At 38.8% G+C, this 21,448-nt stretch carries 19 protein-coding genes and 1 pseudogene; 11 read left to right on the top strand and 9 right to left on the bottom strand.

Going from position 1 to position 21,448, the window contains the following annotated elements:
* Positions 1 to 3: 3 nt before the first annotated feature.
* The gene (pomA, locus tag E2I05_RS03890; RefSeq protein WP_121853995.1) at positions 4 to 771 is read right to left on the bottom strand and encodes a flagellar motor protein PomA; all 768 of its coding nucleotides are present in this window, start codon (positions 769 to 771) and stop codon (positions 4 to 6) included.
* 367 nt (positions 772 to 1,138) lie between these two features.
* Between pomA and xseB the strand changes: the two genes are divergently transcribed.
* Genes xseB through dxs form a run of 3 tightly spaced genes read left to right on the top strand, consistent with a single transcriptional unit; the run spans position 1,139 to position 4,161 of the window.
* On the top strand, positions 1,139 to 1,378 hold the full coding sequence (gene xseB, locus E2I05_RS03885) for an exodeoxyribonuclease VII small subunit (RefSeq protein ID WP_121853996.1): 240 nt from the start codon (positions 1,139 to 1,141) through the stop codon (positions 1,376 to 1,378).
* 2 nt (positions 1,379 to 1,380) lie between these two features.
* On the top strand, positions 1,381 to 2,274 hold the full coding sequence (ispA, locus tag E2I05_RS03880) for a (2E,6E)-farnesyl diphosphate synthase (protein WP_243641092.1): 894 nt from the start codon (positions 1,381 to 1,383) through the stop codon (positions 2,272 to 2,274).
* Positions 2,275 to 2,295: 21 nt separating this feature from the next.
* The gene (gene dxs / locus E2I05_RS03875) at positions 2,296 to 4,161 is read left to right on the top strand and encodes a 1-deoxy-D-xylulose-5-phosphate synthase (protein WP_121853997.1); all 1,866 of its coding nucleotides are present in this window, start codon (positions 2,296 to 2,298) and stop codon (positions 4,159 to 4,161) included.
* Positions 4,162 to 4,199: 38 nt separating this feature from the next.
* Here the strand turns inward: dxs and E2I05_RS03870 are convergent, their stop codons facing one another.
* Positions 4,200 to 4,739, bottom strand: a complete 540-nt coding sequence (locus E2I05_RS03870; RefSeq protein WP_121853998.1) for a hypothetical protein — start codon at positions 4,737 to 4,739, stop codon at positions 4,200 to 4,202.
* Positions 4,740 to 5,266: 527 nt separating this feature from the next.
* On the opposite strand from E2I05_RS03870, the gene E2I05_RS21900 reads away from it, so the two are divergent.
* Together E2I05_RS21900 and E2I05_RS03865 are read left to right on the top strand one after the other, a co-directional pair.
* On the top strand, positions 5,267 to 5,686 hold the full coding sequence (locus E2I05_RS21900) for a hypothetical protein (RefSeq protein ID WP_121853999.1): 420 nt from the start codon (positions 5,267 to 5,269) through the stop codon (positions 5,684 to 5,686).
* Positions 5,638 to 6,480 carry an ISL3 family transposase gene (locus E2I05_RS03865; protein WP_121854000.1) on the top strand — a complete coding sequence of 281 codons (843 nt, stop codon included), beginning with the start codon at positions 5,638 to 5,640 and terminating at the stop codon, positions 6,478 to 6,480. Before E2I05_RS21900 ends, E2I05_RS03865 begins: the two co-directional genes overlap by 49 nt.
* A 246-nt stretch (positions 6,481 to 6,726) precedes the next feature.
* Here the strand turns inward: E2I05_RS03865 and E2I05_RS03855 are convergent, their stop codons facing one another.
* Positions 6,727 to 7,899 (bottom strand): discoidin domain-containing protein, encoded by a 1,173-nt coding sequence (locus tag E2I05_RS03855; protein WP_121854002.1) that lies wholly within the window; start codon positions 7,897 to 7,899, stop codon positions 6,727 to 6,729.
* Positions 7,900 to 8,575: 676 nt separating this feature from the next.
* Between E2I05_RS03855 and E2I05_RS03850 the strand changes: the two genes are divergently transcribed.
* Genes E2I05_RS03850 through E2I05_RS03840 form a run of 3 tightly spaced genes read left to right on the top strand, consistent with a single transcriptional unit; the run spans position 8,576 to position 9,886 of the window.
* Positions 8,576 to 9,214 (top strand): hypothetical protein, encoded by a 639-nt coding sequence (locus E2I05_RS03850; RefSeq protein WP_121854003.1) that lies wholly within the window; start codon positions 8,576 to 8,578, stop codon positions 9,212 to 9,214.
* Positions 9,215 to 9,248: 34 nt separating this feature from the next.
* The gene (locus E2I05_RS03845) at positions 9,249 to 9,578 is read left to right on the top strand and encodes a nuclear transport factor 2 family protein (protein ID WP_121854004.1); all 330 of its coding nucleotides are present in this window, start codon (positions 9,249 to 9,251) and stop codon (positions 9,576 to 9,578) included.
* A gap of 38 nt (positions 9,579 to 9,616) precedes the next feature.
* Positions 9,617 to 9,886: a hypothetical protein gene (locus E2I05_RS03840; protein ID WP_179952720.1), complete on the top strand. Its 270-nt coding sequence runs from the start codon at positions 9,617 to 9,619 to the stop codon at positions 9,884 to 9,886.
* 23 nt (positions 9,887 to 9,909) lie between these two features.
* Here E2I05_RS03840 and E2I05_RS03835 read toward each other — a convergent pair whose 3' ends face one another.
* Together E2I05_RS03835 and E2I05_RS03830 are read right to left on the bottom strand one after the other, a co-directional pair.
* Positions 9,910 to 10,224 carry a hypothetical protein gene (locus E2I05_RS03835; RefSeq protein WP_121854005.1) on the bottom strand — a complete coding sequence of 105 codons (315 nt, stop codon included), beginning with the start codon at positions 10,222 to 10,224 and terminating at the stop codon, positions 9,910 to 9,912.
* 1,083 nt (positions 10,225 to 11,307) lie between these two features.
* Complete coding sequence (locus tag E2I05_RS03830) at positions 11,308 to 15,084, bottom strand: pentatricopeptide repeat-containing protein (RefSeq protein ID WP_133309472.1); 3,777 nt, start codon at positions 15,082 to 15,084, stop codon at positions 11,308 to 11,310.
* Positions 15,085 to 15,642: 558 nt separating this feature from the next.
* Between E2I05_RS03830 and E2I05_RS03825 the strand changes: the two genes are divergently transcribed.
* Both E2I05_RS03825 and E2I05_RS03820 read left to right on the top strand, forming a co-directional pair.
* Positions 15,643 to 16,251: a peptidylprolyl isomerase gene (locus tag E2I05_RS03825; RefSeq protein WP_121852628.1), complete on the top strand. Its 609-nt coding sequence runs from the start codon at positions 15,643 to 15,645 to the stop codon at positions 16,249 to 16,251.
* Between the two features lie 270 nt (positions 16,252 to 16,521).
* Positions 16,522 to 17,055, top strand: coding sequence for a hypothetical protein (locus E2I05_RS03820; protein ID WP_121852627.1), 534 nt, complete (start codon positions 16,522 to 16,524; stop codon positions 17,053 to 17,055).
* Positions 17,056 to 17,372: 317 nt separating this feature from the next.
* On the opposite strand, the pseudogene E2I05_RS22430 reads toward E2I05_RS03820, so the two are convergent.
* Positions 17,373 to 18,149 (bottom strand): annotated as a pseudogene (locus tag E2I05_RS22430) (IS982 family transposase).
* Between the two features lie 674 nt (positions 18,150 to 18,823).
* Here E2I05_RS22430 and E2I05_RS03805 point away from each other — a divergent pair.
* On the top strand, positions 18,824 to 19,204 hold the full coding sequence (locus E2I05_RS03805; protein ID WP_121852624.1) for a hypothetical protein: 381 nt from the start codon (positions 18,824 to 18,826) through the stop codon (positions 19,202 to 19,204).
* A gap of 18 nt (positions 19,205 to 19,222) precedes the next feature.
* On the opposite strand, the gene nadD is transcribed toward E2I05_RS03805, so the two are convergent.
* Genes nadD through E2I05_RS03790 form a run of 3 tightly spaced genes read right to left on the bottom strand, consistent with a single transcriptional unit; the run spans position 19,223 to position 21,379 of the window.
* Entirely contained in the window at positions 19,223 to 19,849 is a 627-nt protein-coding gene (nadD, locus tag E2I05_RS03800) for a nicotinate-nucleotide adenylyltransferase (protein WP_121852623.1), read from the bottom strand.
* 7 nt (positions 19,850 to 19,856) lie between these two features.
* Entirely contained in the window at positions 19,857 to 20,885 is a 1,029-nt protein-coding gene (gene holA, locus E2I05_RS03795) for a DNA polymerase III subunit delta (RefSeq protein WP_121852622.1), read from the bottom strand.
* 2 nt (positions 20,886 to 20,887) lie between these two features.
* Entirely contained in the window at positions 20,888 to 21,379 is a 492-nt protein-coding gene (locus E2I05_RS03790) for an LPS-assembly lipoprotein LptE (protein ID WP_121852621.1), read from the bottom strand.
* Between the last annotated feature and the right edge of the window lie 69 nt (positions 21,380 to 21,448).

Raw genomic sequence — 21,448 nt, 5'->3', positions numbered from 1 at the left:
CAGTTATTCTCCGTCCACAGTGCCAGCGGAGCGTTTTTTCTCTGACAAGTAACTTTTCAAAAAGCTCTCGATAACTCGAGGATTTTGACCATCTTGAATAGAAAGTATCGCATCCATTATCAAATTTCGGTTTTGCATTTCTTCGCCCATTCGCAGTTCAAGCTTGTCTGCTATAGGTAAAGCAACCATATTAGCAATAATGGCACCATAAAGTGTTGTAAGAAGTGCAACCGCCATCGAAGGACCAATCGATTTAGGATCATCCATATTTGACAACATAGCGACTAAGCCAACAAGGGTACCAATCATACCCATTGCAGGCGCTACATCACCCATAGCCTTAAAAATGCTAATGCCAGACTTATGGCGTTCTTCCGTTAATATTATGTCTTTTTCGAGCGCAGCTCTAACCACGTCTCCGTCGTGACCATCAACCAACATATCGACGGCTTTTTGCATAAAGTTATTGGTTATTTCCGCTTCTTCTAACGCTAAAAAACCTCCTTTTCGAGCAGCGTCAGCCATATTCACAGATTGTTCAATAAGATCTTCAGGTTTATCGAGTTTGAACATGAATGCCTTGATGGCGATTTTAACGGCACCCAAAAATTGTCCTAGGTTAAATTTCATCATGACTACAAAACATGAACCTGCCACCACGATTAAAATTGATGACGTTTCAATAAAGATACCAATGCCACCACTGGTCACCATTGCTCCGATCACGAAACCAAACGCGCCAATTAACCCTATTAATGTTGCTAAATCCACAACAGTCCCTCGCCCAATATTTTTCGTGATGAATTAAAAATTTGTGGTATAACCTTTAAAAACCGAGATCATTGTACTGTAAATTAAATCTACACACCTCTTCAAAAAAGCTAAAATTGTTCACAATCCAACCAACCAATCTACAATTTAACCACTTTTTTATTCCCAGCCGATTTTTAACAGATTTTGTTATTCTAAGAGCTGTCTCTTATTATCGGACAAATTCAGCGCAAGTTTAATTCAATTTGAAGTTTTCACTCGAAAAAATAATGACAAATTTGTTACTGCGCAAGAATCATACCGCTAAATTTGACCACAGACGCCCCCTGATATACCTTGTGTCACACTTTAACCAAAGGATGTTATTGTGACTAAAAATAATGCAGATTTGAGTTTCGAAGAATCACTAAGCACATTAGAAGCCATTGTTTCTGAACTAGAAAAAGGCGATATTTCATTAGATGATGCGCTTAAGCAATTCGAACATGGAATCACTCTAGTCAGACACAGTCAAAGCAAATTAGATCAAGCTCAGCAAAGAGTATCCATTTTGCTCAATGAAAAGCCTGACGACAAGCTTGTTCCATTCGAAAACGAGGGCGAATAAGCGTGCCTGAAACAGCCTTGACTAATGCAATTGTTCATTATCAAAATCGTGTGAATAATTATCTTAAAAATCGACTTGACCAGTTACCTGATGATGCTCCAAATCTAAAAGCTGCAATGAAACACGGCGCTTTGCTTGGTGGGAAGCGTATTCGTCCTTTTTTAGTTTACAGTGTTGGTGAATTGCTCGGCGTGCAACCACAACAACTTGATGCCTGCGCCTCTGCAATAGAATGTATTCATGCCTACTCTTTGATCCATGATGACCTACCTGCTATGGATGACGACGCATTAAGACGAGGCCAACCCACTGTGCATGTGAAGTTTGACGAAGCCACGGCAATATTAGCCGGCGACTCGCTTCAATCACTGGCTTTTGAAATGCTTGCGGATGCTCAAAATAACCTAACCGCAGATCAACAAGTTCGAATGATTAAAGTGTTATCTAAAGCCGCTGGTTATTCTGGAATGTGTGGTGGTCAAGCTATTGATTTGGCCTCAACCGATCAATCCATTGACATTGACACCTTAACGTTATTGCATTCATTAAAGACAGGAGCATTAATCTCTTGCTCCGTTGAATTAGCACTTATTGCTGCAAACGCCAGCGATGAAGAAACGGAATCATTGCGATCTTTTGCGAAAAATGTAGGGCTAGCCTTTCAAGTTCAAGATGATATTTTAGATATCACATCGACAACCGAAGAGTTAGGCAAACCGCAAGGCTCTGATACCAAAGCTAATAAAAGTACCTTTCCACAATTATTAGGGCTGCATGGTGCAAAACAAACCGCCGATCAGCTAATTAATGAATCACTATCAGCGCTGACTAAATTGCCATACAATAGCCAGTTAATTGCAGATTTCGCACGTTACATTGTGGCGCGTCGAGTATAACAACAGTCAAAGTATCTCATTATGAGCATGGACATTTCCAAATTTCCGGTACTAGCCAAAGCTAATACCCCAGAAGAACTCAGACAACTGACTAAAAGCCAGTTACCACAGCTCGCCAAAGAACTCAGGGAGTTTTTACTTACATCGGTAAGTAAATCAAGTGGCCACTTTGCATCGGGACTTGGTACCGTCGAATTAACGGTAGCCTTGCATTATGTTTACAACACCCCTTTTGATCGGCTGATTTGGGATGTGGGGCATCAAGCTTATCCACACAAAATCTTAACCGCTCGCCGTGATCGCATGCATACCATTCGCCAAAAAGACGGACTGCACCCCTTTCCTTGGCGTGAAGAAAGTGAATACGACACCTTTAGCGTTGGACACTCAGGTACATCAGTGAGTGCCGCCTTAGGCATGGCGATTGCCGCCGAAAAAGAACAAGCTGGTCGCAAAATTGTTTCAGTAATCGGTGATGGTGCTTTAACTGGAGGCATGGTTTTCGAAGCACTTAATCACGCAGGCGATCTCAACAATGACATGCTAGTAGTGTTAAATGACAATGAGATGTCAATTTCAGAAAACGTTGGCGCATTAAACAACCATCTTGCACAAATTATGTCAGGTCGTTTTTATACCACCATTCGTGAAGGTGGTAAAAAAGTACTTGATGGTATGCCTATTTTTAAAGAAATGGCAAAACGTACCGAAGAGCATTTAAAAGGAATGGTTGTTCCGGGCACTTTATTTGAAGAACTAGGCTTTAACTACATAGGTCCTATAGATGGGCATGATGTCGATGCGCTCGTTGAAACTCTGGCCAACATGCGACAACTAAAAGGTCCTCAGTTTTTACATATTATGACTAAAAAGGGTCGTGGTTACGCCCCTGCAGAGAAAGATCCTATCGGTTGGCATGCTGTACCTAAATTCGATCCTGCACAATTTAAAAAACCGACGGCTAAGCCTTCCAATCCTACATTTTCTCAAGTGTTTGGGAAGTGGCTTTGTGACATAGCCGAGCAAGACGAGAAGGTATTAGCGATTACTCCAGCAATGCGAGAAGGCTCTGGCATGGTCGAGTTTTCCCAGCGATTCCCAAAACAATACTTTGATGCCGCAATTGCAGAGCAACACGCCGTCACTTTAGGTGCTGGCTTTGCTGTAGAAGGCTTTAAAGCTGTTGTTGCTATTTATTCCACGTTTTTACAACGTGGTTACGACCAACTGATCCACGATATCGCATTACAAAAACTACCGGTTTTATTTGCGATTGACAGAGGTGGTATTGTCGGTGCTGATGGCGCAACTCATCAAGGCGCTTTTGACTTAAGCTTTATGCGCTGCATTCCAAACATGGTAATCATGACACCGTCTGATGAAAATGAATGCCGACAAATGCTTTATACTGGCTACTGCTATAACGATGGGCCAACAGCCGTGCGTTACCCTAGGGGGAGTGCAACAGGCGCAGAGCAAATTGAACAAATGACTGCACTACCGATAGGTAAAGGTCGAATGGTACGCCAAGGCAATAAAGTTGCCATCATCAATTTTGGCACCACGTTGGGGTCGGCCACTCAAGCTGCTGATGCACTCGATGCAACTGTTGTTGATATGCGCTTTGTAAAACCATTAGATGAAGATCTACTAACCCAGATTGCTAATGAATACGATGTTTTGGTTACTGTTGAAGCCAATGCCATTATGGGGGGGGCTGGTTCAGGTGTGATAGAGTTTTTGCAAAAAAATAAGTTGCTAAAGCCCGTGCTTCAAATTGGCTTACCTGATGAGTTTATTAAACATGGTTCTCCAGACGAAATCACTGCAGAATATCAACTTGATGGCGAGGGAATTTTAGCCCAAATCAATGAATATCTGTCGTAAATTAACCCAGTCAAGAAGCAATGTATACCTGTGTTACTTCAAGTATCACGGGTATCTGTTGACAATTGCGCTTTATATTGTGCTAGATTCCTTCGACTTTTTGTTAATTTTTGTAATACCTTCTCTTCATCCATTTGCAACTGCATGATATTGCTTGCGTTTGCTGTTTCTTTTTCTTTTAAAATTTGTTGATATTTTTTCTCGTTTTTCTGTATTTGTTCACCCAATTTTCTTACTCTGTCCACTTTTGCCATCTCTTTAGAATGGTCGTATTCTTGCCTCCTGAATGGTATCTGGGAAGAAAAAACTTGATTATCACTCGATGTCACATTTAAATCTGATGAAAATGAGCAGGAATATAAAGGAGGAGTCATAACCATTGGAGCCATAACAAGAGGTTGTTGTACTGAATGCAGTGCTGATTGATGAAACTGGCTAATCACATTGTCAGTAGTTTGAAAATATAAGTACCCATTTATTGGAGTTGGGTAAGTGTTGGCATAAACACCTATTGGTGCAATTGCTTGTGCCACTTGAGCACTCAGCCTAACGTCCATAGAAGTATTTGCTGCTGCCAAAATCGTTTTCCAAAAGTAACCACGAGTTTTATTCTACTCTTATTTTGAATTCTTTATGATTTATTTTTTTAATACTTGTGTTCACTGTACACTACAAAAAAGTATAGCTAGCTTAAAAGCAGCGTAATTCAAACACTTACACCATATCCGCAAAGACTGATATCCAGTGACTTTTTGTTAATTTTTCCAAAGCAGCGAGACTACCGACATACAAAACTGTCGTTATACCAATTACAGTAATTAATCTCTCACTCAGCAAGAGATAAAGGTTTTCAGTACAAGGCGCATGTTCGAAGTACTATATACCCTACGGCCGCCATACAAAACTGGCGTTCAACGCACTTAGTGCTTATGTCGGAATAATTCAAGAACGTGCAACGCAGTAATGGAAACCTTTAGCCTTGCCCTTCGGGAGCTTGTATGCGCACACTTTGGTTTATAAAGAATACTTCACAAAATTATGGTTCATCCGGTTAATCGATACTTAGGTCTGAGATAAGGTAAAATATTCTAAAAAATTAGAGTAGATGTCGACTTCACTTCTTTACCATTCCTTTGGAATACAAGGCCCTTATCATTACTTATCTTCCAAATATGAAAATGGTTCAACGATCTTTAACATTGCCCATAACCACCGAATGAAATGCTCTGATTGCCAAAGTCGGAAAGTGATCAAGAAAGGAACCAAAAAACGTGAGTTTATAGGCCCTCCAATAGGCATCAAGAAAACGTTAATCCGAATATTACATCAGCGTATTCAATGTACGATTTGCAAAGTAATCCAGTATTTACCACTGAAGTTCATTCCACGGCCTAAAGTCCGTTACATCAAAGCCTTCGAGAGATATGTACTGTTATTATCAATTGAAAAAATGACCATTAGCTCGATAGCGAAGCTTTGCAATGTTGGTTGGGATTGCATCAAAGCCATTCAAAAAGGCATCTAAAAAAGCGCTATCAAAAACCAAATTACAAAAACGTTACCTATATTGGTATTGATGAAATTTACTGTGGTTCTAAATCAGGCTTTATGACAGTCGTTATTGATATGAAAACCAGTGCAGTTATCTACACCGAAAAAGGAAAGAAAGCGGCTAGCCTTGATGGGTTTTGGGAACGAAAGAATCGCTGCAAGCAACCTATAGTCGCGGTTGCAACTGACATGGGGCCAGCCTACATTTCATCGGTAAAGAAGCATGCACCTCAAGCCAGTTTAGTCATAGACCGATTCCACGTAGTCAAAAGGTTCAATGAGAGGTTGAGTCAGTTTCGGCGAAAAATACAAAATGAAATGGAGTCAAAAGATGACGCTCAATTTCTGAAAAACACACGATGGCTTTTACTCAGAAATCCAGAAAACTTAAGTGAAAAAGGGGCAGACAAGTTAAAGCAAGCACTTGAGGCTAATCAACCATTAGCAACGGTCTATTATTTCAAAGAAAAGCTCAGGCAACTGTGGACTCAACCAACAAAAGAGCTAGGGGAAGCGTGGCTTGATGATTGGGTTGAACAAGCGCAAGACTCAGAGATTACTCTGCTGCAAAGCTTTGCCAAGATCCTAATCAAACACAAGCAAGGAATACTGGCTTATTACGATGAAAAAATGACAAGCGGCAAAGTCGAAGGAGTCAATAACCGTACAAAAACATTATCTAAGATTGCTTATGGATATCGAGATTGGGAGTTTTTTGAGCTAAAAATAAAAGCAAGCCATGAAGCCAAGTATTCATTAACCGGATGAACCGCTATTTCGCACGCTTACCTCCCTATCATGCCGAATCAGGTTCGCTTTCGCTGTGTACCTCTAACTTCCTATGGCTTCCTTCAGACCTTGCCGTTAGCCAACAACGCCCTTGCCACTCGGATTATCTTCCCCTCAGTCTGGGTGGTACAGGCTTCTTTCTGCCTGTCGGGTTTGCCAGCTTCGCTGGGCAAACAAAAAAAGAGCAACACAGTAGTTGCTCTTTTTTAATTCGATTAATTCAAGTTAATATACAGAAATTTCGTGTAATCTTACCCAATAATCGGGTGAAGAAAATTTGATCTTAGAGGCGATAACTGGCTTGAACTCAATAGATTGACTTGGACTCTTATATCCGTTTCTCTTAAATAGTAAATTCCATTTTTCACCATCCCAATATTCGATAGTATAGTTAACAGCCCCTTGCATCTGACTGTAAAATTTATGGAACTCCCCTGTGGTAAAAACGATTCTAGATACCCAATATTTATCTTCAAGATCAACGGTCAGGTACTTTCCATGGTGTCCACCAGCAGCAAGCCATCGAGTATGATCGGAGCCATCAACCGCATTCTCAGGTGGCTCAGCTCTATTGTAACTATTTGATGAAGTGACAGGCTTGTTTAAGGCTAAATTAACACGACCAGAAGGCCTTATTGCTGTTGGCTCTTCAGGTTTTGGTGCGATTGGTTGTACTTCAGGTTTTGGCTCAGGCTCTGGTTCAACTTCAACTGGCAGAGGTGGATATTTAAGGTTGGCTACTGTTGGGGTAAAGATATTGGCGTATTTAGTGTTATAAGTGTTTATTAGCGGAATATAAAAATTATTCGCTTCACGAGCAAGTTGCTCTGGCTTTGCAATAAAATCTCTAAAATCAACAGAGGTGGTTGAGTCTGAGCCATGGTGTTCTGAATTATAAAACACAAGTTCAGCTATACTAGAAGTTCGGTCGTTGTTTTCTGCGGATATGAATAACTCGGCAGAATTATGTCCGTCATTATAAATATTCGCTGACATTAAGACATTAGAGTTTACTTTAGTATTTGCACCGTCACTGTTAAATAACTGTCCAAAGATTAAGTCATCGCTTTGTAGTGGGGAGTTTACACTCCCTTGTCTCATAAAGACCATACGCTCACTTGAAGTACCTTCATTTGAATGTAATACCGTCACTCCCCTGTTAAGTGCGTGAAAGTCAATAAGGGGCTCGGGCAATCCAGTTAAATCATCAGCACTTAAACAGGTAAATTTTGTATTTACATTATCTGTACCATTAAGTGTGACGGTTTTGGTGTTTTGATCATAAAATCGATAACAACCAGAAGTTTTATAAAAATCATCTGGTTCGATGGTTTCAGCTGCAACTGCAGTTGCCATAAATAGGCTGGAAGTGATAATTAAATAACTATGTAACTTCATAATTCCCTCGTATGTTTCTAATTATTGTTAAACAATATCTGTTATTAACAATGATAATGTTAAGCTAAATTTAATGATATTGTACCAGTGTGAAAATATATACATATCAGATGATTTGTTGGGTTAATTTATTAAATTAATATTTAAAGCTGATTGTTTTTAATTGGTTATAAGAGTGCGATAACTCTAATTATTTTTTGCTATATGTTATACTTAAATTGATTAAGAATTTTTAGTAATTAGTTGAAATTATGTTTAAACATTGATTTTGAGTAAGGTTTGATAATGACATTCTCGGTTGTGGCGTGTTGATTTTGCAGTTGTTTTTGTGTTTTCGTGTTGTATGATTTTGTATTCTCGTGTATCTGTTGAAATTAAGTTTTAACTCTAATATTTTATTTTAATTGTATGCGTTAAGACTCTTTGAGTTAATATTCTATTTGCAGTTTAATAAATGTATTAATAAGTCAATTACTCTAATGGTTTATTGCTTTAGAGTAGTTAATCTAATTGTTTTTATTGTTGTGGCTGGTATGTTGAATAACATTTACATTTTTAGTAATTATCTTATACACCTGATTAAAAATACCAAAATAGTTCCATAGTCGGTAGAGGCTAGAAATAATCATCAAATAAGAGTAAGTTATTAGGATTATATTTATTAATATTAGGTTGTATGTCTTTAACAATCAAAGAGCTTGCAGCTTTATCTGGAGTAATAGGGACTTGGGTTACAGCTATTGTTGCATTCCGCGGGATTAATACTTGGCGAACAAAAATGAACTTAGAAATCGTTGAGGAATTTTTGGTTGCTTTGTATCAATACGAGTATGCTTTATTAGACTTAAGACGTCCGTACTCAAACTACAGCGAGTTTTCTAGGAGTCGAGGTGCATTTGAACAATTAGTTTTGCGCTATAACGTTAGGACAGAGCAGCTTAAGTTTGCAAGAGATGGCTTGAATCGCACACGTATAAAAGTTCAGGTACGTTGGGGAGACTTTGCCAACTTAAAAATTAGCCATCTCTTTTATCTCGAAGGACTACTCCAACATCAAATAAATATATTATTAATGGCAGAAGATCCTCATAATTCGAGCGAACTAAGAAGAGAGTATTACTCTCAATTAGATAGAGAAATCTTATACGCAAAACAAAATGAGAAAGACGATAATTTTGCCATTGACATAAGAGTTGAAGCACATGAGATTAAAAAGTCGATGTCAGAAAAGGTTTTACCCAAAAACACAATCACATCTATTTTTTATTTTCCAGTTTACTGTCTGAAAAAAATGATCAAATCTCTTTCTTCCTGAAGTTATATATAGATTAAGTAAGGTAGACTTAAATTTGCTAGATATTACAGACAACATCATTCAACTTGAAAAGTCTTTGTTTACTGAAAAGGTTAGAGCATCCAAATCTAAGTTGAATACACTCATTGCCGATGATTTTATTGAGGTTGCAAGCACTGGTGCACGATTTGGTAAAACTGAGGTTTTGAATCGATTACCAGATGAGTCAACATTCATCGTTAAGACTTCGAGCTTTGAAGGTCGAGTTCTTTCAAATGATAGTGTGATGCTGGTTTACCAATCTGCTTTTAAACGTGGTGAAGATGAGCTTATCATCAAGGAACCAAGTGCGACAATTTCAATATACCCGATTGAATTGAATTGAATTAGCCCCATTTATATCCATATAACGGATTAATTGATGTGGGTATAGATAACTTAATTTCAGCAATTGCAGAGCTTGGAATACTATATATTTTTGCAGACTCGTTGCTATTTATCATTGGCATTTGGAGTTTACTAAAAATAGTCAAATGGGCAAAAGGAATGCCAAAAGCAGCTTTTCTTATGCTTGCTATTTTTCCGCTTATTTCAATATTTCCAATACCACCTCCAACATTTAAAAATGTTGAAAAGGCCAAAATAGAACAGCGAAAGAATAAACAAAATGACGGTGATTCAGATGATGGTTAGTACTTATTTTAGTTCTGTATTTACTATTGATTGAAGAATTTTAATAACTGTTCATAAATTTTTTTTAAGAAAGGATCATTTAGTTTATTAGCACCCGCTCGTCGAATTTCTTTGCCATTATTAAATAAAGAGATTTCGAAATCTCTAACCCCACCGCAGGTTTGACTTTCTGGGCATAATTTTAATGGGACTACAAGTTTACTATTTTTCCCTGACGAGGCTGAAAGAGTTTGTTGAATTTGTGTAACTTCATCAGTTTGTATTACATTTAATTTAACCCCTGCAGTAGTTAGTGAGTAGGTTGCCTGTATAGGGTTAACAAATTTTGTAAAAAGCATAAACACCTCTAATTAGTTATAAGCCCAAACCTTTCCTTAAACCTAAATAAATCGGTTGAATGCACAATTTAACTTTCATTTATTGAAGTTATACCAATTACAGTAATTAAATGCTCAACTCAGAGCTATGTATGTGCTCAAAGTGCAATCGAAATTGATGAAGACATAGTTGTTACCAGCATACAAAACTGTCGTTATTACATTGCTACGTCAAGACAATTTTGAGAAGTAAGACCAATTACAGTAATTAAATTCCCAGCTCAGACGTATGTATGAGTTAAAAGTACAAGTGAAATTGATGAAGACATAGTTATTACCGACATACAAAACTGTCGTTATTACATTGCTACGTTGAGACAGTTTTGCGTAGTAATTTGGACACATACAAGCTCCCGAAGGGCAAGGCTAAAGGGTTCCATTACTGCGTTACAAGCACTTGAATTATCCGGACAAAAGTACGAAGTGTGTTGAACGCCAGTTTTGTATGGCAGCCGTAGGGAATATAGTACTTCGAGCTTGTGCCTTGCACTGAAACCCTTTAGCTCTTGCTGAGTGAGAGATTAATTACTGTAAATGGTATAAAATACAAAGTTAAACAACCCGAATTCACCTATCAGGTGAGTGCTGAACATTCATATACTTGCCAAAATCACCGCTAGCTGCGTTATAAATTTTGCAAGTAGAAACGAAATAACGACAGTTTTGTATGTCGGTAACCACTACTTGCTACTGTTCATGCCTTGCTATCAGTAATTTTTTCTGCGTATATGAACGCTCCCAACCGATTTAAGTACCTGACCATAAGTTTCTTAAGATTTTCTAGTGCCCAGTTTCAGCACTTTCAGCACTTTCAGCACTTTCAGCACTCTACAGTGTTGCAACTTCGGTTACATAGCTACGGCTATGCGCCCTACATTGCGTCTTGTATAGCACTAAACCTGAACACAATAATTATCAAAGAACTTATCGACAGGTACTTATTCAGGTTAAACAAAATGCAGTTAACATTATAATATTGTCGTTGTTTTATGATGTTCATTTTATGATGTGATCATACTAAAAAGTGTGCTCGCTAGTATCAAGTTAATGGCTAGACTCGCTCAATACTATCATTCCTGAGTTGAATTTATCCTCGATAAACTCAAGTCCAAATTCATCTTTGAGAAAACTTATCATTCCATTTTTTAACGTATTATTGCCATGGTATCCAGTTATGATCGATGTTATGTTGGGTTCATTGTTTTGTTTGTGGTAACAAAATAATAGTTTTGCGAAAGCTAATGGAACACCTCGAATATGTGTATCATTGCCTGAATGTTCTTCGAAGATTTTATCCATATGTAAATCGATACATTGATTCATTAAGCCAACATTTTTTTTATATATTCCTTGTGTTATCCCTTTATCAATCATGCTTGCGAAATTATCTTTTTCAAGCGGCGCAAGTTGAGCATGCATTTGTGAAAGAGTACTCATGTTGCACTTGTTCATTATTTTTTCTAAATACCATATTCCAGTGTCTAATTCCTTAGCCTTAATACATACTTTAATAAAAGCATTGTAAATGGCAACATCAGGCTGGATGCCCCAATGCTGCATTAAGCTGGCTGTATCTGTATCGCCCAATACCAATGATTTGGCTTCTGCATAACGCCCCGTCTCAGCGCAGGCCGTCAGCAAATTCATGCAGGTGATTGAGTCTGTCTTTAGTGGCAAATGAGGTGCCATCACGGGCTTATCACCACACACCAGTTGCCAAGCACTATCAAATTGGCCCGTTTTAGCGCATACCTTGATAAAGCCGCTGTAAATGGCAACATTAGGCTCGATGCCCCACTGCTGCATTAAGCTGTCTGTAGCTATATCGCCATCGCCCAACACCAATGATTTGGCTTCTGCATAACGCTCCGTTTCAGCGCAGGCCGTCAGCAAATTCAGGCAGGTGATTGAATCTGCCTTTAGTGGTAGATGAGGTGCCATCACGGGCTTATTACCACACACCAGTTGCCAAGCACTATCAAACTGGCCTGTTTTAGCGCATACCGAGATAAAGGTGCTGTAAATGGCAACATTAGGCTTAATGCCCCACTGCAGCATTAAGCTGGCTGTAGCGGTATCGCCCAACACTAATGATTTGGCTTCTGCATAACGCCCCGTTTCAGCGCAGGCCGTCAGCAAATTCAGGCAGGTGATTGAATCTGCCTTTAGTGATAGATGAGGTGCCATCAAGGGCTTATTACCACACACCAGTTGCCAAGCACTATCAAACTGGCCTGTTTTAGCGCATACCGAGATAAAGGTGCTGTAAATGGCAACATTAGGCTTAATGCCCCACTGCAGCATTAAGCTGGCTGTAGCGGTATCGCCCAACACTAATGATTTGGCTTCTGCATAACGCCCCGCTTCAGCGCAGGCAACCAGCAAATTCGTGCAGGTGATTGAATCTGCCTTTAGTGGTAGATGAGGTGCCATCACAGACTTATCACCACACACCAGTTGCCAAGCACTATAAAACTGGCCAGTTTTAGCGCATACCGAGATAAAGGTGCTGTAAATGGCAACATTAGGCTTAATGCCCCACTGCAGCATTAAGCTGGCTGTAGCGGTATCGCCCAACACTAATGATTTGGCTTCTGCATAACGCCCCGCTTCAGCGCAGGCAACCAGCAAATTCGTGCAGGTGATTGAATCTGCCTTTAGTGGTAGATGAGGTGCCATCACAGGCTTATCACCACACACCAGTTGCCAAGCACTCTCAAACTGACCCGTTTTAGCGCATACCGTGATAAAGGCGCTGTAAATGGCAACATTAGGCTTGATGTCCCATTGTTGCATAAAGCTGGCTGTATCTGTATCCCCACCGCCCAACACCAATAATTTGGCTTCTTCATAACGCCCCGCTTCAGCGCAGGCCGTCAACAAATTTATGCAAGTGACTTGATTGGATTTTAATGATAAGTGAGGTGCCATCACGAGCTTATCACCACACACCAGTTGCCAAGCACTATAAAACTGGCCAGTTTTAGCGCATACCGTGATAAAAGCATTGTAAATGGCAACATCAGGATTGATGCCCCATAGTTTCATTAAGCTGGCTGTATCTGTATCGCAATCGCCCAACACCAATGATTTGGCTTCTGCATAACGCTCCATTTCAGCGCAGGCAGCCAGCAAATTTATGCAGGTAATTAAATCTGCTTTTAGTGGTAAATGAGGTGCCATCACGGGCTTATCACCACACACCAGTTGCCAAGCACTATCAAACTGGCCCGTTTTAGCGCATACCGTGATAAAGGCATTGTAAATGGCAACATTAGGCTTGATGCCCCATTGTTGCATTAAGCTGGCTGTATCTGTATCTGTATCTGTATCGCCATCGCTCAACAGCAATGATTTGGCTTCTGCATAACGCCCCGTCTCAGCGCAAGCCGTCAGCAAATTCAGGCAGGTGATTTGATTGACTTTTAATGGCAAATAAGGTGCCATCACGGGCTTATCACCACACACCAGTTGCCAAGCACTATCAAACTGGCTCGTTTTAGCGCATACCGTGATAAAGGCATTGTAAATGGCAACATCAGGCTTGATGCCCCATTGTTGCATTAAGCTGGCTGTATCTGTATTTGTATCACCATCGCCCAACACCAATGATTTGGCTTCTGCATAACGCCCCGCTTCAGCGCAAGCAGCCAGCAAATTCATGCAGGTGATTGAATCTGCCTTTAGTGGCAAATGAGGTGCCATCACGGGCTTATCACCACGCACCAGTTGCCAAGCACTATCAAACTGGCCAGTTTTAGCGCATACCGTGATAAAGGCATTGTAAATGGCAACATCAGCCTTGATGCCCCATTGTTGCATTAAGCTGGTTGTATCTGTATCGCCATCGCCCAACACCAATGTTTTGGCTTCTGCATAACGCCCCGCTTCAGCGCAGGCCGTCAGCAAATTCAGGCAGGTGATTGAATCTGCCTTTAGTGGTAGATGAGGTGCCATCACGGGGTTATCACCACACACCAGTTGCCAAGCACTATCAAACTGGCCAGTTTTAGCGCATACCGTGATAAATGCGCTGTAAATGGCAACATTAGGCTTGATGCCCCATTGTTGAATTACGCTGACTTCAGCTGCGTTGCCTAGTACCAATTTCTTGCCATCTGAAAAATTTAAATTTAACTTAATTAATTTCAATAATAGTATGCATGTTTTCGATTCATAGGACGATTTAAATCGTATTATGTCACTAAAAACACCGTCGAAATTAGATGAATGGCTGCTAGAAAACTCGGCCGCTTTGTGTAACAGTTTATGGATTAACCTTATGTCCCATGATGTTTCCATGACCTGTTTGTCGTTTTTTAGGGTGTGAATAATTTCAATAAGCTGCGAAAGTTTAGTGCAACGACTAATTAATGCATTTAACTCAATACCAAGTTTATTTTTGCTTTTCTGTTTAAGTTTCCAAGAGTGAATAAGCCCACTGGTTTGAGTAAAAAAGGAATTAGGGGAGGAAGGTGGTTGCTGTATTTGCTTGGGATACTGAGTGCTCGATTTTGGAGTAATGGAGTGGGGCTCAGTTGCAAAACTTCGGTATTCATTCCTTGGCTTCTTACGATGATGAGCCTCTCGTGTACGAGAGTTAGAGCGAGTCGACGATGATTTATTGTTAAAAAAATCATACAGATTTTGTCTACCGGTTTTGCTTAATCTTTGATAACCCTGTTGTAACTCTTCATTATCATCAAACCTTGAAACCTCAAAGTTTAGATAGGATACGGCTTCGCTTGGGTATTCTTGGAGACTTTTAAGCATGAATTTATATATTGATTGTTGCTCAGCAGGAGTGCGCACTGTCGCCATCACATTACTCAATAAGTGAGTGAATTAACAAGCTAAGAAATAACGCACTGAAAAGATAAATACAAAAATATTCAGCTTTAAGGCATTCTATAAATGTATAACAAAAAAATATCCACCGCACAGGGGAGCCGTTTGGTAGCTCATCGTTGTATCTCAGACTCAAAAAATAATGTAATTGTGCGTAAATTGGTTTTATCCAAAACCTTGCTAGCTTGAGATGCTGGCGCGTTTCCGCCCAATAACGTATTTCGTTCTGTATGATACTTTATTACTTCATTTATCTTGTAAAAATGCCTTTAAGGGCGAATCAGTATGAAACTTTAGACATTCGACAGCTAAAGTTTAAACGTACGAATCAAGGCTAAAGTATGATTAAGGATGAAACTTTATTACCCGACTGCATTTCTAGGTTGAATAAAGTTCATTAAAAAACCGTACAAAAAACAGTTATTAGCCTACTTGACAAGTAAACGGCTCAATTGCCATTGCATTATAAATTAATACTAAATAAAACAGTGGCTGCCTTTTCTTCCTTGAATTAATGAGTAGGGATATTAAATGAAAAAAGCCGTAGTATTAATGTTTCCGTTTTTGTTAGCTGCCTGTGGTTCTGATGACTCAAAGTCGACACCTGCACCAATTCCTAAGCCTGTACCTGTATTGGCAAGTGATAAATGTTATCTTTTTGATACAACATTGGGTGAGTTTGAAGTAGCAATCGATTTAACAAATACTCCAATTACAGGAAAAAACTTTGAATCCTATGCTAATGAAGGCTTTTACGATGGAGTAATATTCCATAGGATTGTGCATAATTTTGTTAACCAAACGGGTGGTTTTACATCAGGTTTAGTGGCTAAAAAAGGTAAAGACCCAATTAAAAATGAGGCCAATGTAGGTCTGAGTAATGTCCGTGGTACTTTATCTATGGCAAGAACGAACAACCCTGATTCTGGGACTTCGCAATTTTTTATCAATGTTATTGATAACACCAATTTAGACTATTCCGGTTCATTTCCTGGGCACGCTGTATTTGGAAAAGTGACTTCAGGAATAGAGGTAGTAGACCAAATAAATATCGTTGATATTCATACAAGTAACGGGTTTAGCCATGTACCAGTAACAGATGTAGTGATAAATACGGTTACTGAAAAGCAATGCCAATGATTTGAGATTTTATAGCTTGAAACACTCAATCTCTGCGTACTTTACGACTTGATATGTTGTGTCATTACAGTTTGATTATCAAACTGTAATGCACACTATGCTTGTCTAGAGGTCAACTACGCCTTCTAGCTTACAGAGATAACAAAAAAAGTTTTCTGCTTATCAATTTTAACTTTATTATCATCTGATTTTATTAAATATAATTAATTGTTGACTGATATTTTAATAGAATATCATTGTTTTTACTTTTTTCATTTTATGGTGATAAAGATGGCTGTAGCCGTAACAAGAGAGGGGACGAACGATCCTTGTTATCAACAAACTAATTATGAAAAAATCAATGAGATACGATGGGTACCGTATCCTGCAAAATTGAGTGAAAATAATGAATTACTATTAGAAACATATACTGTTTCAGATGAGCCGCCTTCAGATTTATCAAATAATGCAATTGAAACAAATAACAGTTTTTTCGTAGGTGTTGGTGGATCATTTTTCCACTTTTTTAGTCGGATCAGTGCTCTTTTTGAAAGTAAAAAAGATATAGAAGATCCCAAGCCAGTGTATTATGCCGCCAAATACACGGTTCCTGAGCCTCAAATAGAAGGTAAATTTCAATTACCACCTGAAGATTCAGAGTTGATATCTTTTTTGTTGGGAAGAGAAAAATCTGATGTTGAACACTCTAAAGGTGTGTTGCAAGCCAGCGACTTATCTCAAATTAAATTTGTCGGTAACCTTGGTGTTAATTACCGAGCTAATGGGCATGAGGATCCGGAGTGTTCAGAAACAGATGGAAATTGAGAATTTTTGCATCCACATTTTTGTAGTTGTATTCCACTATTTATTTTAACCTGATGTGTGAATTTTATAACTCATTGAAATTGCTTACATCGTCATTCCTGCGAAGGCAGGAATCCAGCGTCTTTTCTTTTTTAGAGCAAAAAGGCACTAGATTCCCGCTTACAACATGCGGGAATGACGGACGTTTGAAAGGTTCAGTGGCGCAGTTAGACTGCCAACATTCCCTCAAATTTCATTGCATCTCTACCAAACTCAAGATTGAGATAAGCACCAATAGTTAATCCCTGCATCTTTCTTCCCATTCGGCTGGTCAAGTGTCACAAGTCTCGGCAGTTAACATGCTCAATACCAAAATATATAACAAGTTCTCCTATGGGGGTTTCAACCCTTCTACGTACATTCATTAATAGCTTTACTGCCCATTTAAGACGAATATCTTTCATATTTTTTCGAAACGGTGTTTGTAAATCAATGTCAGCTTGAAGACAGTCTTCATTGAGTATTGGTCTAATAAGCCCTTTATCACCAATTAAAAGGCCTTTGATATTATTGATAATTTCTTAAGCGGCATCACGTTCGTCAACATTTTCGGCAGTTAAAGTGAACTCTACTGGAATGCCTCTTTCATCAACAAGTAGATGCCCATGAAAACCGTAGTATCTCATACTCTTAGAGGCACAGTAGCCATAATTTGCATATCCTTTAAAGCTTTTGCACTTTCTGACACGGGTGAGCTTACAAAGCTCAATGGGAAATCCATCAATCAAATGAACATTACAAGTATCGGCTCTGAGTTGATGGCATAAATATTGATGAAATAGTTGCTTTACTTTCCAAAGGTTACTTGCTTGTCTGACAAAATGTGAACGAGCAGGTAAATTGGGAAATAAGGGCAGCCAATATCCCTTGAAATACTCCCAAATTCCTTTATCTGTATGATGTCCACTCCACTCACCAACAATTTCCATTGTAATTACTTCAGGATCAGTGAGTTTAGGCTCCCTCCCACGAGTTCTTAAAGGAATGGTTATTTCTTTCTGGTAAAAATCATCAACTAAACAGTAAACATAAATGATAAAATCTTCGACAAGCATGATCGTATCCTTCAGTCTAGAAACATCAGTTGACTGCGTTCTCAAGCGTAGAAAAAATGGCTGATAGTAAGGCGTAGCTTGCAGCAAGTCGTTATTCTACTTGCAAAAGTTACAACGCAGATAGCAGTCATTTTAGCAAGCTTGTGAGCGTAGAGCATTTCACTCATTGGGTGAAAAACATGATAATAAAATCATCGTATTGCTCAAACAGTTACTCGTATACTCAGCGTTCAACTGATGTTTTTAGGTTCAGGCACTCAATGGCCGCCGTGTTGGTTTATTGCTGCGCAAAACGATACCGTGTTAGGTAACCCAAATGATGTAAAAGCAACCATGAAAGAATGCGGTCTAGAGCATGCAAATATACGTTATTGTCTAGGAATAATAGGAGCTTACATGATTATGTTCACAGGAACATGTTGACTCATGTTGATGCTGTTAATGAGCATTTTGCTGAACTTGCAGAGTGGTACATTAGCCGTTTTTAGAATTAGTTCTAATAACTGTAATTAATAGTATGGACTAAGTACTAACTACCAAAAAATGGAGACGATAACACTATCAGAATGGAGAATTCATTACTGTAATTGATAAGATTATAAAAATTAATTTACTGGTTCTTAATGATTTTATAGATTATTTTATAGTTTGTTTTCATCAAGAAGATATTTCAAATGTCAGGTTTAAATGGTACTAGTCAATCAAGCGAAGTCGTCAGAAATAATTATGGTGGAACAGGTTATTCCGAGCCAATAGAAATGAACCCTATTTTAACAATAGGCCAAGCAGGTAAACAAGATCCTAATAGTTACCAGTGTCACACAAGAGTAGAAGAGACGAAAGAGACTGCAGTTCATAGTAGCGGATGGAAACACTTTTTTTCTTTGCTTTTTAATTCCAATGGTGAAAAATCAACAGCTAAAACAACGCAAAACTTGGTAACGAAAGCTGAATATAATCAAATCATGGAACAAAGAAAGTTAGGTTTACAAAAAATACAAGAAAAAAATGATGCTTACTTTCAAAAGTTTTTCAAAGAACATGGCTATTCGTAGTTAGTTGAACATTAACGCTTACCTGTATAAATAATTATTTTTAATGTAGTTTTGCACATAAGTTGGTGTCATTTTTTTTATGGAGTTTTGCTCCACTATTTTACGCCTTAGAACTGTTGAAGAAATGTTTTGTGGTTTAACTTCTATATCAAATAGCCTTCCCTTTTTATTTTTTACTGACTCAATGCAGTGAGTAAATTGGTGATTATCTAAAAAATTGAGATTTGATATCTTCTTATGAGGATAATCTGGGCGGCGCATTACAGCTATATCACAAAGTTCAAATAACTTTTGCCATTGATACCATTTATCTAATGAAAGCAATGAATCTGTTCCCATGAGAAAAGTAAATTGATGCTCTGGAAACTGTTCATTCAGTTCTTGTATTGTAGTGACAGTGTAACTTGGTGTTTTACGAGTTATTTCAATATCACAAAGCTTAAATTCAGTGTATTGATCACACACTAATTGAACCATATTCATACGATGCTGAGAGCTCGTTTTAACGGTATTTTTATGTGGCGGGATATGGTTTGGCATCAACCATATTTTATCTAAATTTAAAGCAGACATGACCTCTAGCGCAGGTAAAATATGTCCATAATGGATGGGATCAAACGTGCCTCCGAGAATACCTATCCGCATAATTAGCTCACTCTTGTATATGTGCTAAAGATTGATGAGCAACGGGATCGAACAATAAACAGAGATGGCTGATGGCTGTCCAGTCTTCAACGCCATATTGTTTTAAATTTAGCTCAATATTCGAAGCCATCGAAAGCATATGCTCGATGTTAGATAGACTTAATCGGTTTAGTGCATCTTGATAAATGGGTTTACGTTTATCCCAAATACTAAGTTTGCTCCATAAAGGCGACAAGTTTTCTCGATTTTGTTGTGCATGTTTGAGCTTAAGTAATGTGTTTAGCTCTTTAAATAGCGCCCATAAGATAATTGGTAAAGCGATGTCTTCAGCTTTTAACTGTGACAACATGTGCATAGCTTTATTATGCTTGTTCGCTAATATAGCATCGCAGAGTTGAAATACAGTAAATCGAGATTGATCTTCAAAGTAATGCTTAAGTTCTTCAGCATCGATTAAACGATCTGGTGCTAAAAGCTGTAATAATTGAAGTGCTTGATCGGCTGCTAATAGGTTACCTTCATATAAGGTCACCAATAGCGCGCGCGCATCGGGTTGCAGTTTTAACTTGAAAAATTTAATCCGGTTATCCAGCCAGCGCTGAAACTGAGTGCCTTCAGGTGTGGTACAAGGCAGGTATATACCTTGGCTGTCCAGCGTCTTAAACCATTTGCTACTCGTTTTCTCAGCGGTGACTTTAGGGCCTTGAATAATCAAGAGTACATCAGGATTAGGCTGAGTCATGAGCTCTTTAAATGTATTGGCGCCTTCAGTTTCTGGCTTTGATGCGGGCAGGGTCAGTTCAATAATTCGTTTGCTGGAAAATAAACTGAGGGCTTGCCACTCAGACGTTAAATCACTCCAGTTGAAACCGATTTCTTGGTAGAGTTGAATACGCTCATCAAATCCCTGCTGTCGAGCCGCAGCGACAATTTGTTGCTTACAATTATCAATCAACCATGGATCATCACCAAACAAAATATAGACTTGTTTCAGTTGACCTAAATTTCTAGCAATCTGATCCGGATATACGCGCATGGTTACTGCTCGAATGCGGCAAGCGTTTGGATGATTTTATCCGCTGCCTGTAATCGCATTTCTTTAACTAACAAAGCCATTTCTCGGCTTTTTGCTAAAGATGTTCGAGGATCATCGAGGTAATCGCGTCGTATGATAGCTTGAAATAGTTGAGCTTCTTGATTTGGAAAGCTGATGGTAAATTCAACTTGATAGATGAGTTCATATTCTGCCACATTACCTGTGGGGTAAAGTGAAAGCGTCGTGCGATCAAGAGAATCTTTGATCAGTTTTAATCGAGGTGTCTTATCATTTGGCTCAATCAAATTGATGCTGTTTAAACGCAGTCGCTCACGGACTAAGTGAGTGAGTTCGCTGTATTTATCTTGGCTTGAAAGACTGAGAGTTTGTAGCTCATCAGGAATTGAATAGCTGCCTTGTAATTTAAAGCCGCATCCAGCACTGAATAAAATTGTCAGTGCCATAATGGTAAAACCAATGCGCTTTATAAGCATATGTAATCGAATCCTTTTTTATCAACATATTAAGTAACCTGAACTCTGGATAAGCAAACCTCTACAGTG

The organism is Parashewanella spongiae (assembly GCF_004358345.1).
In the GTDB taxonomy this organism is placed as follows: domain Bacteria; phylum Pseudomonadota; class Gammaproteobacteria; order Enterobacterales; family Shewanellaceae; genus Parashewanella; species Parashewanella spongiae.
The sequence above is the reverse complement of the archived record's forward strand: the minus strand, read 5'-3'. Positions and strand labels throughout refer to the sequence as shown.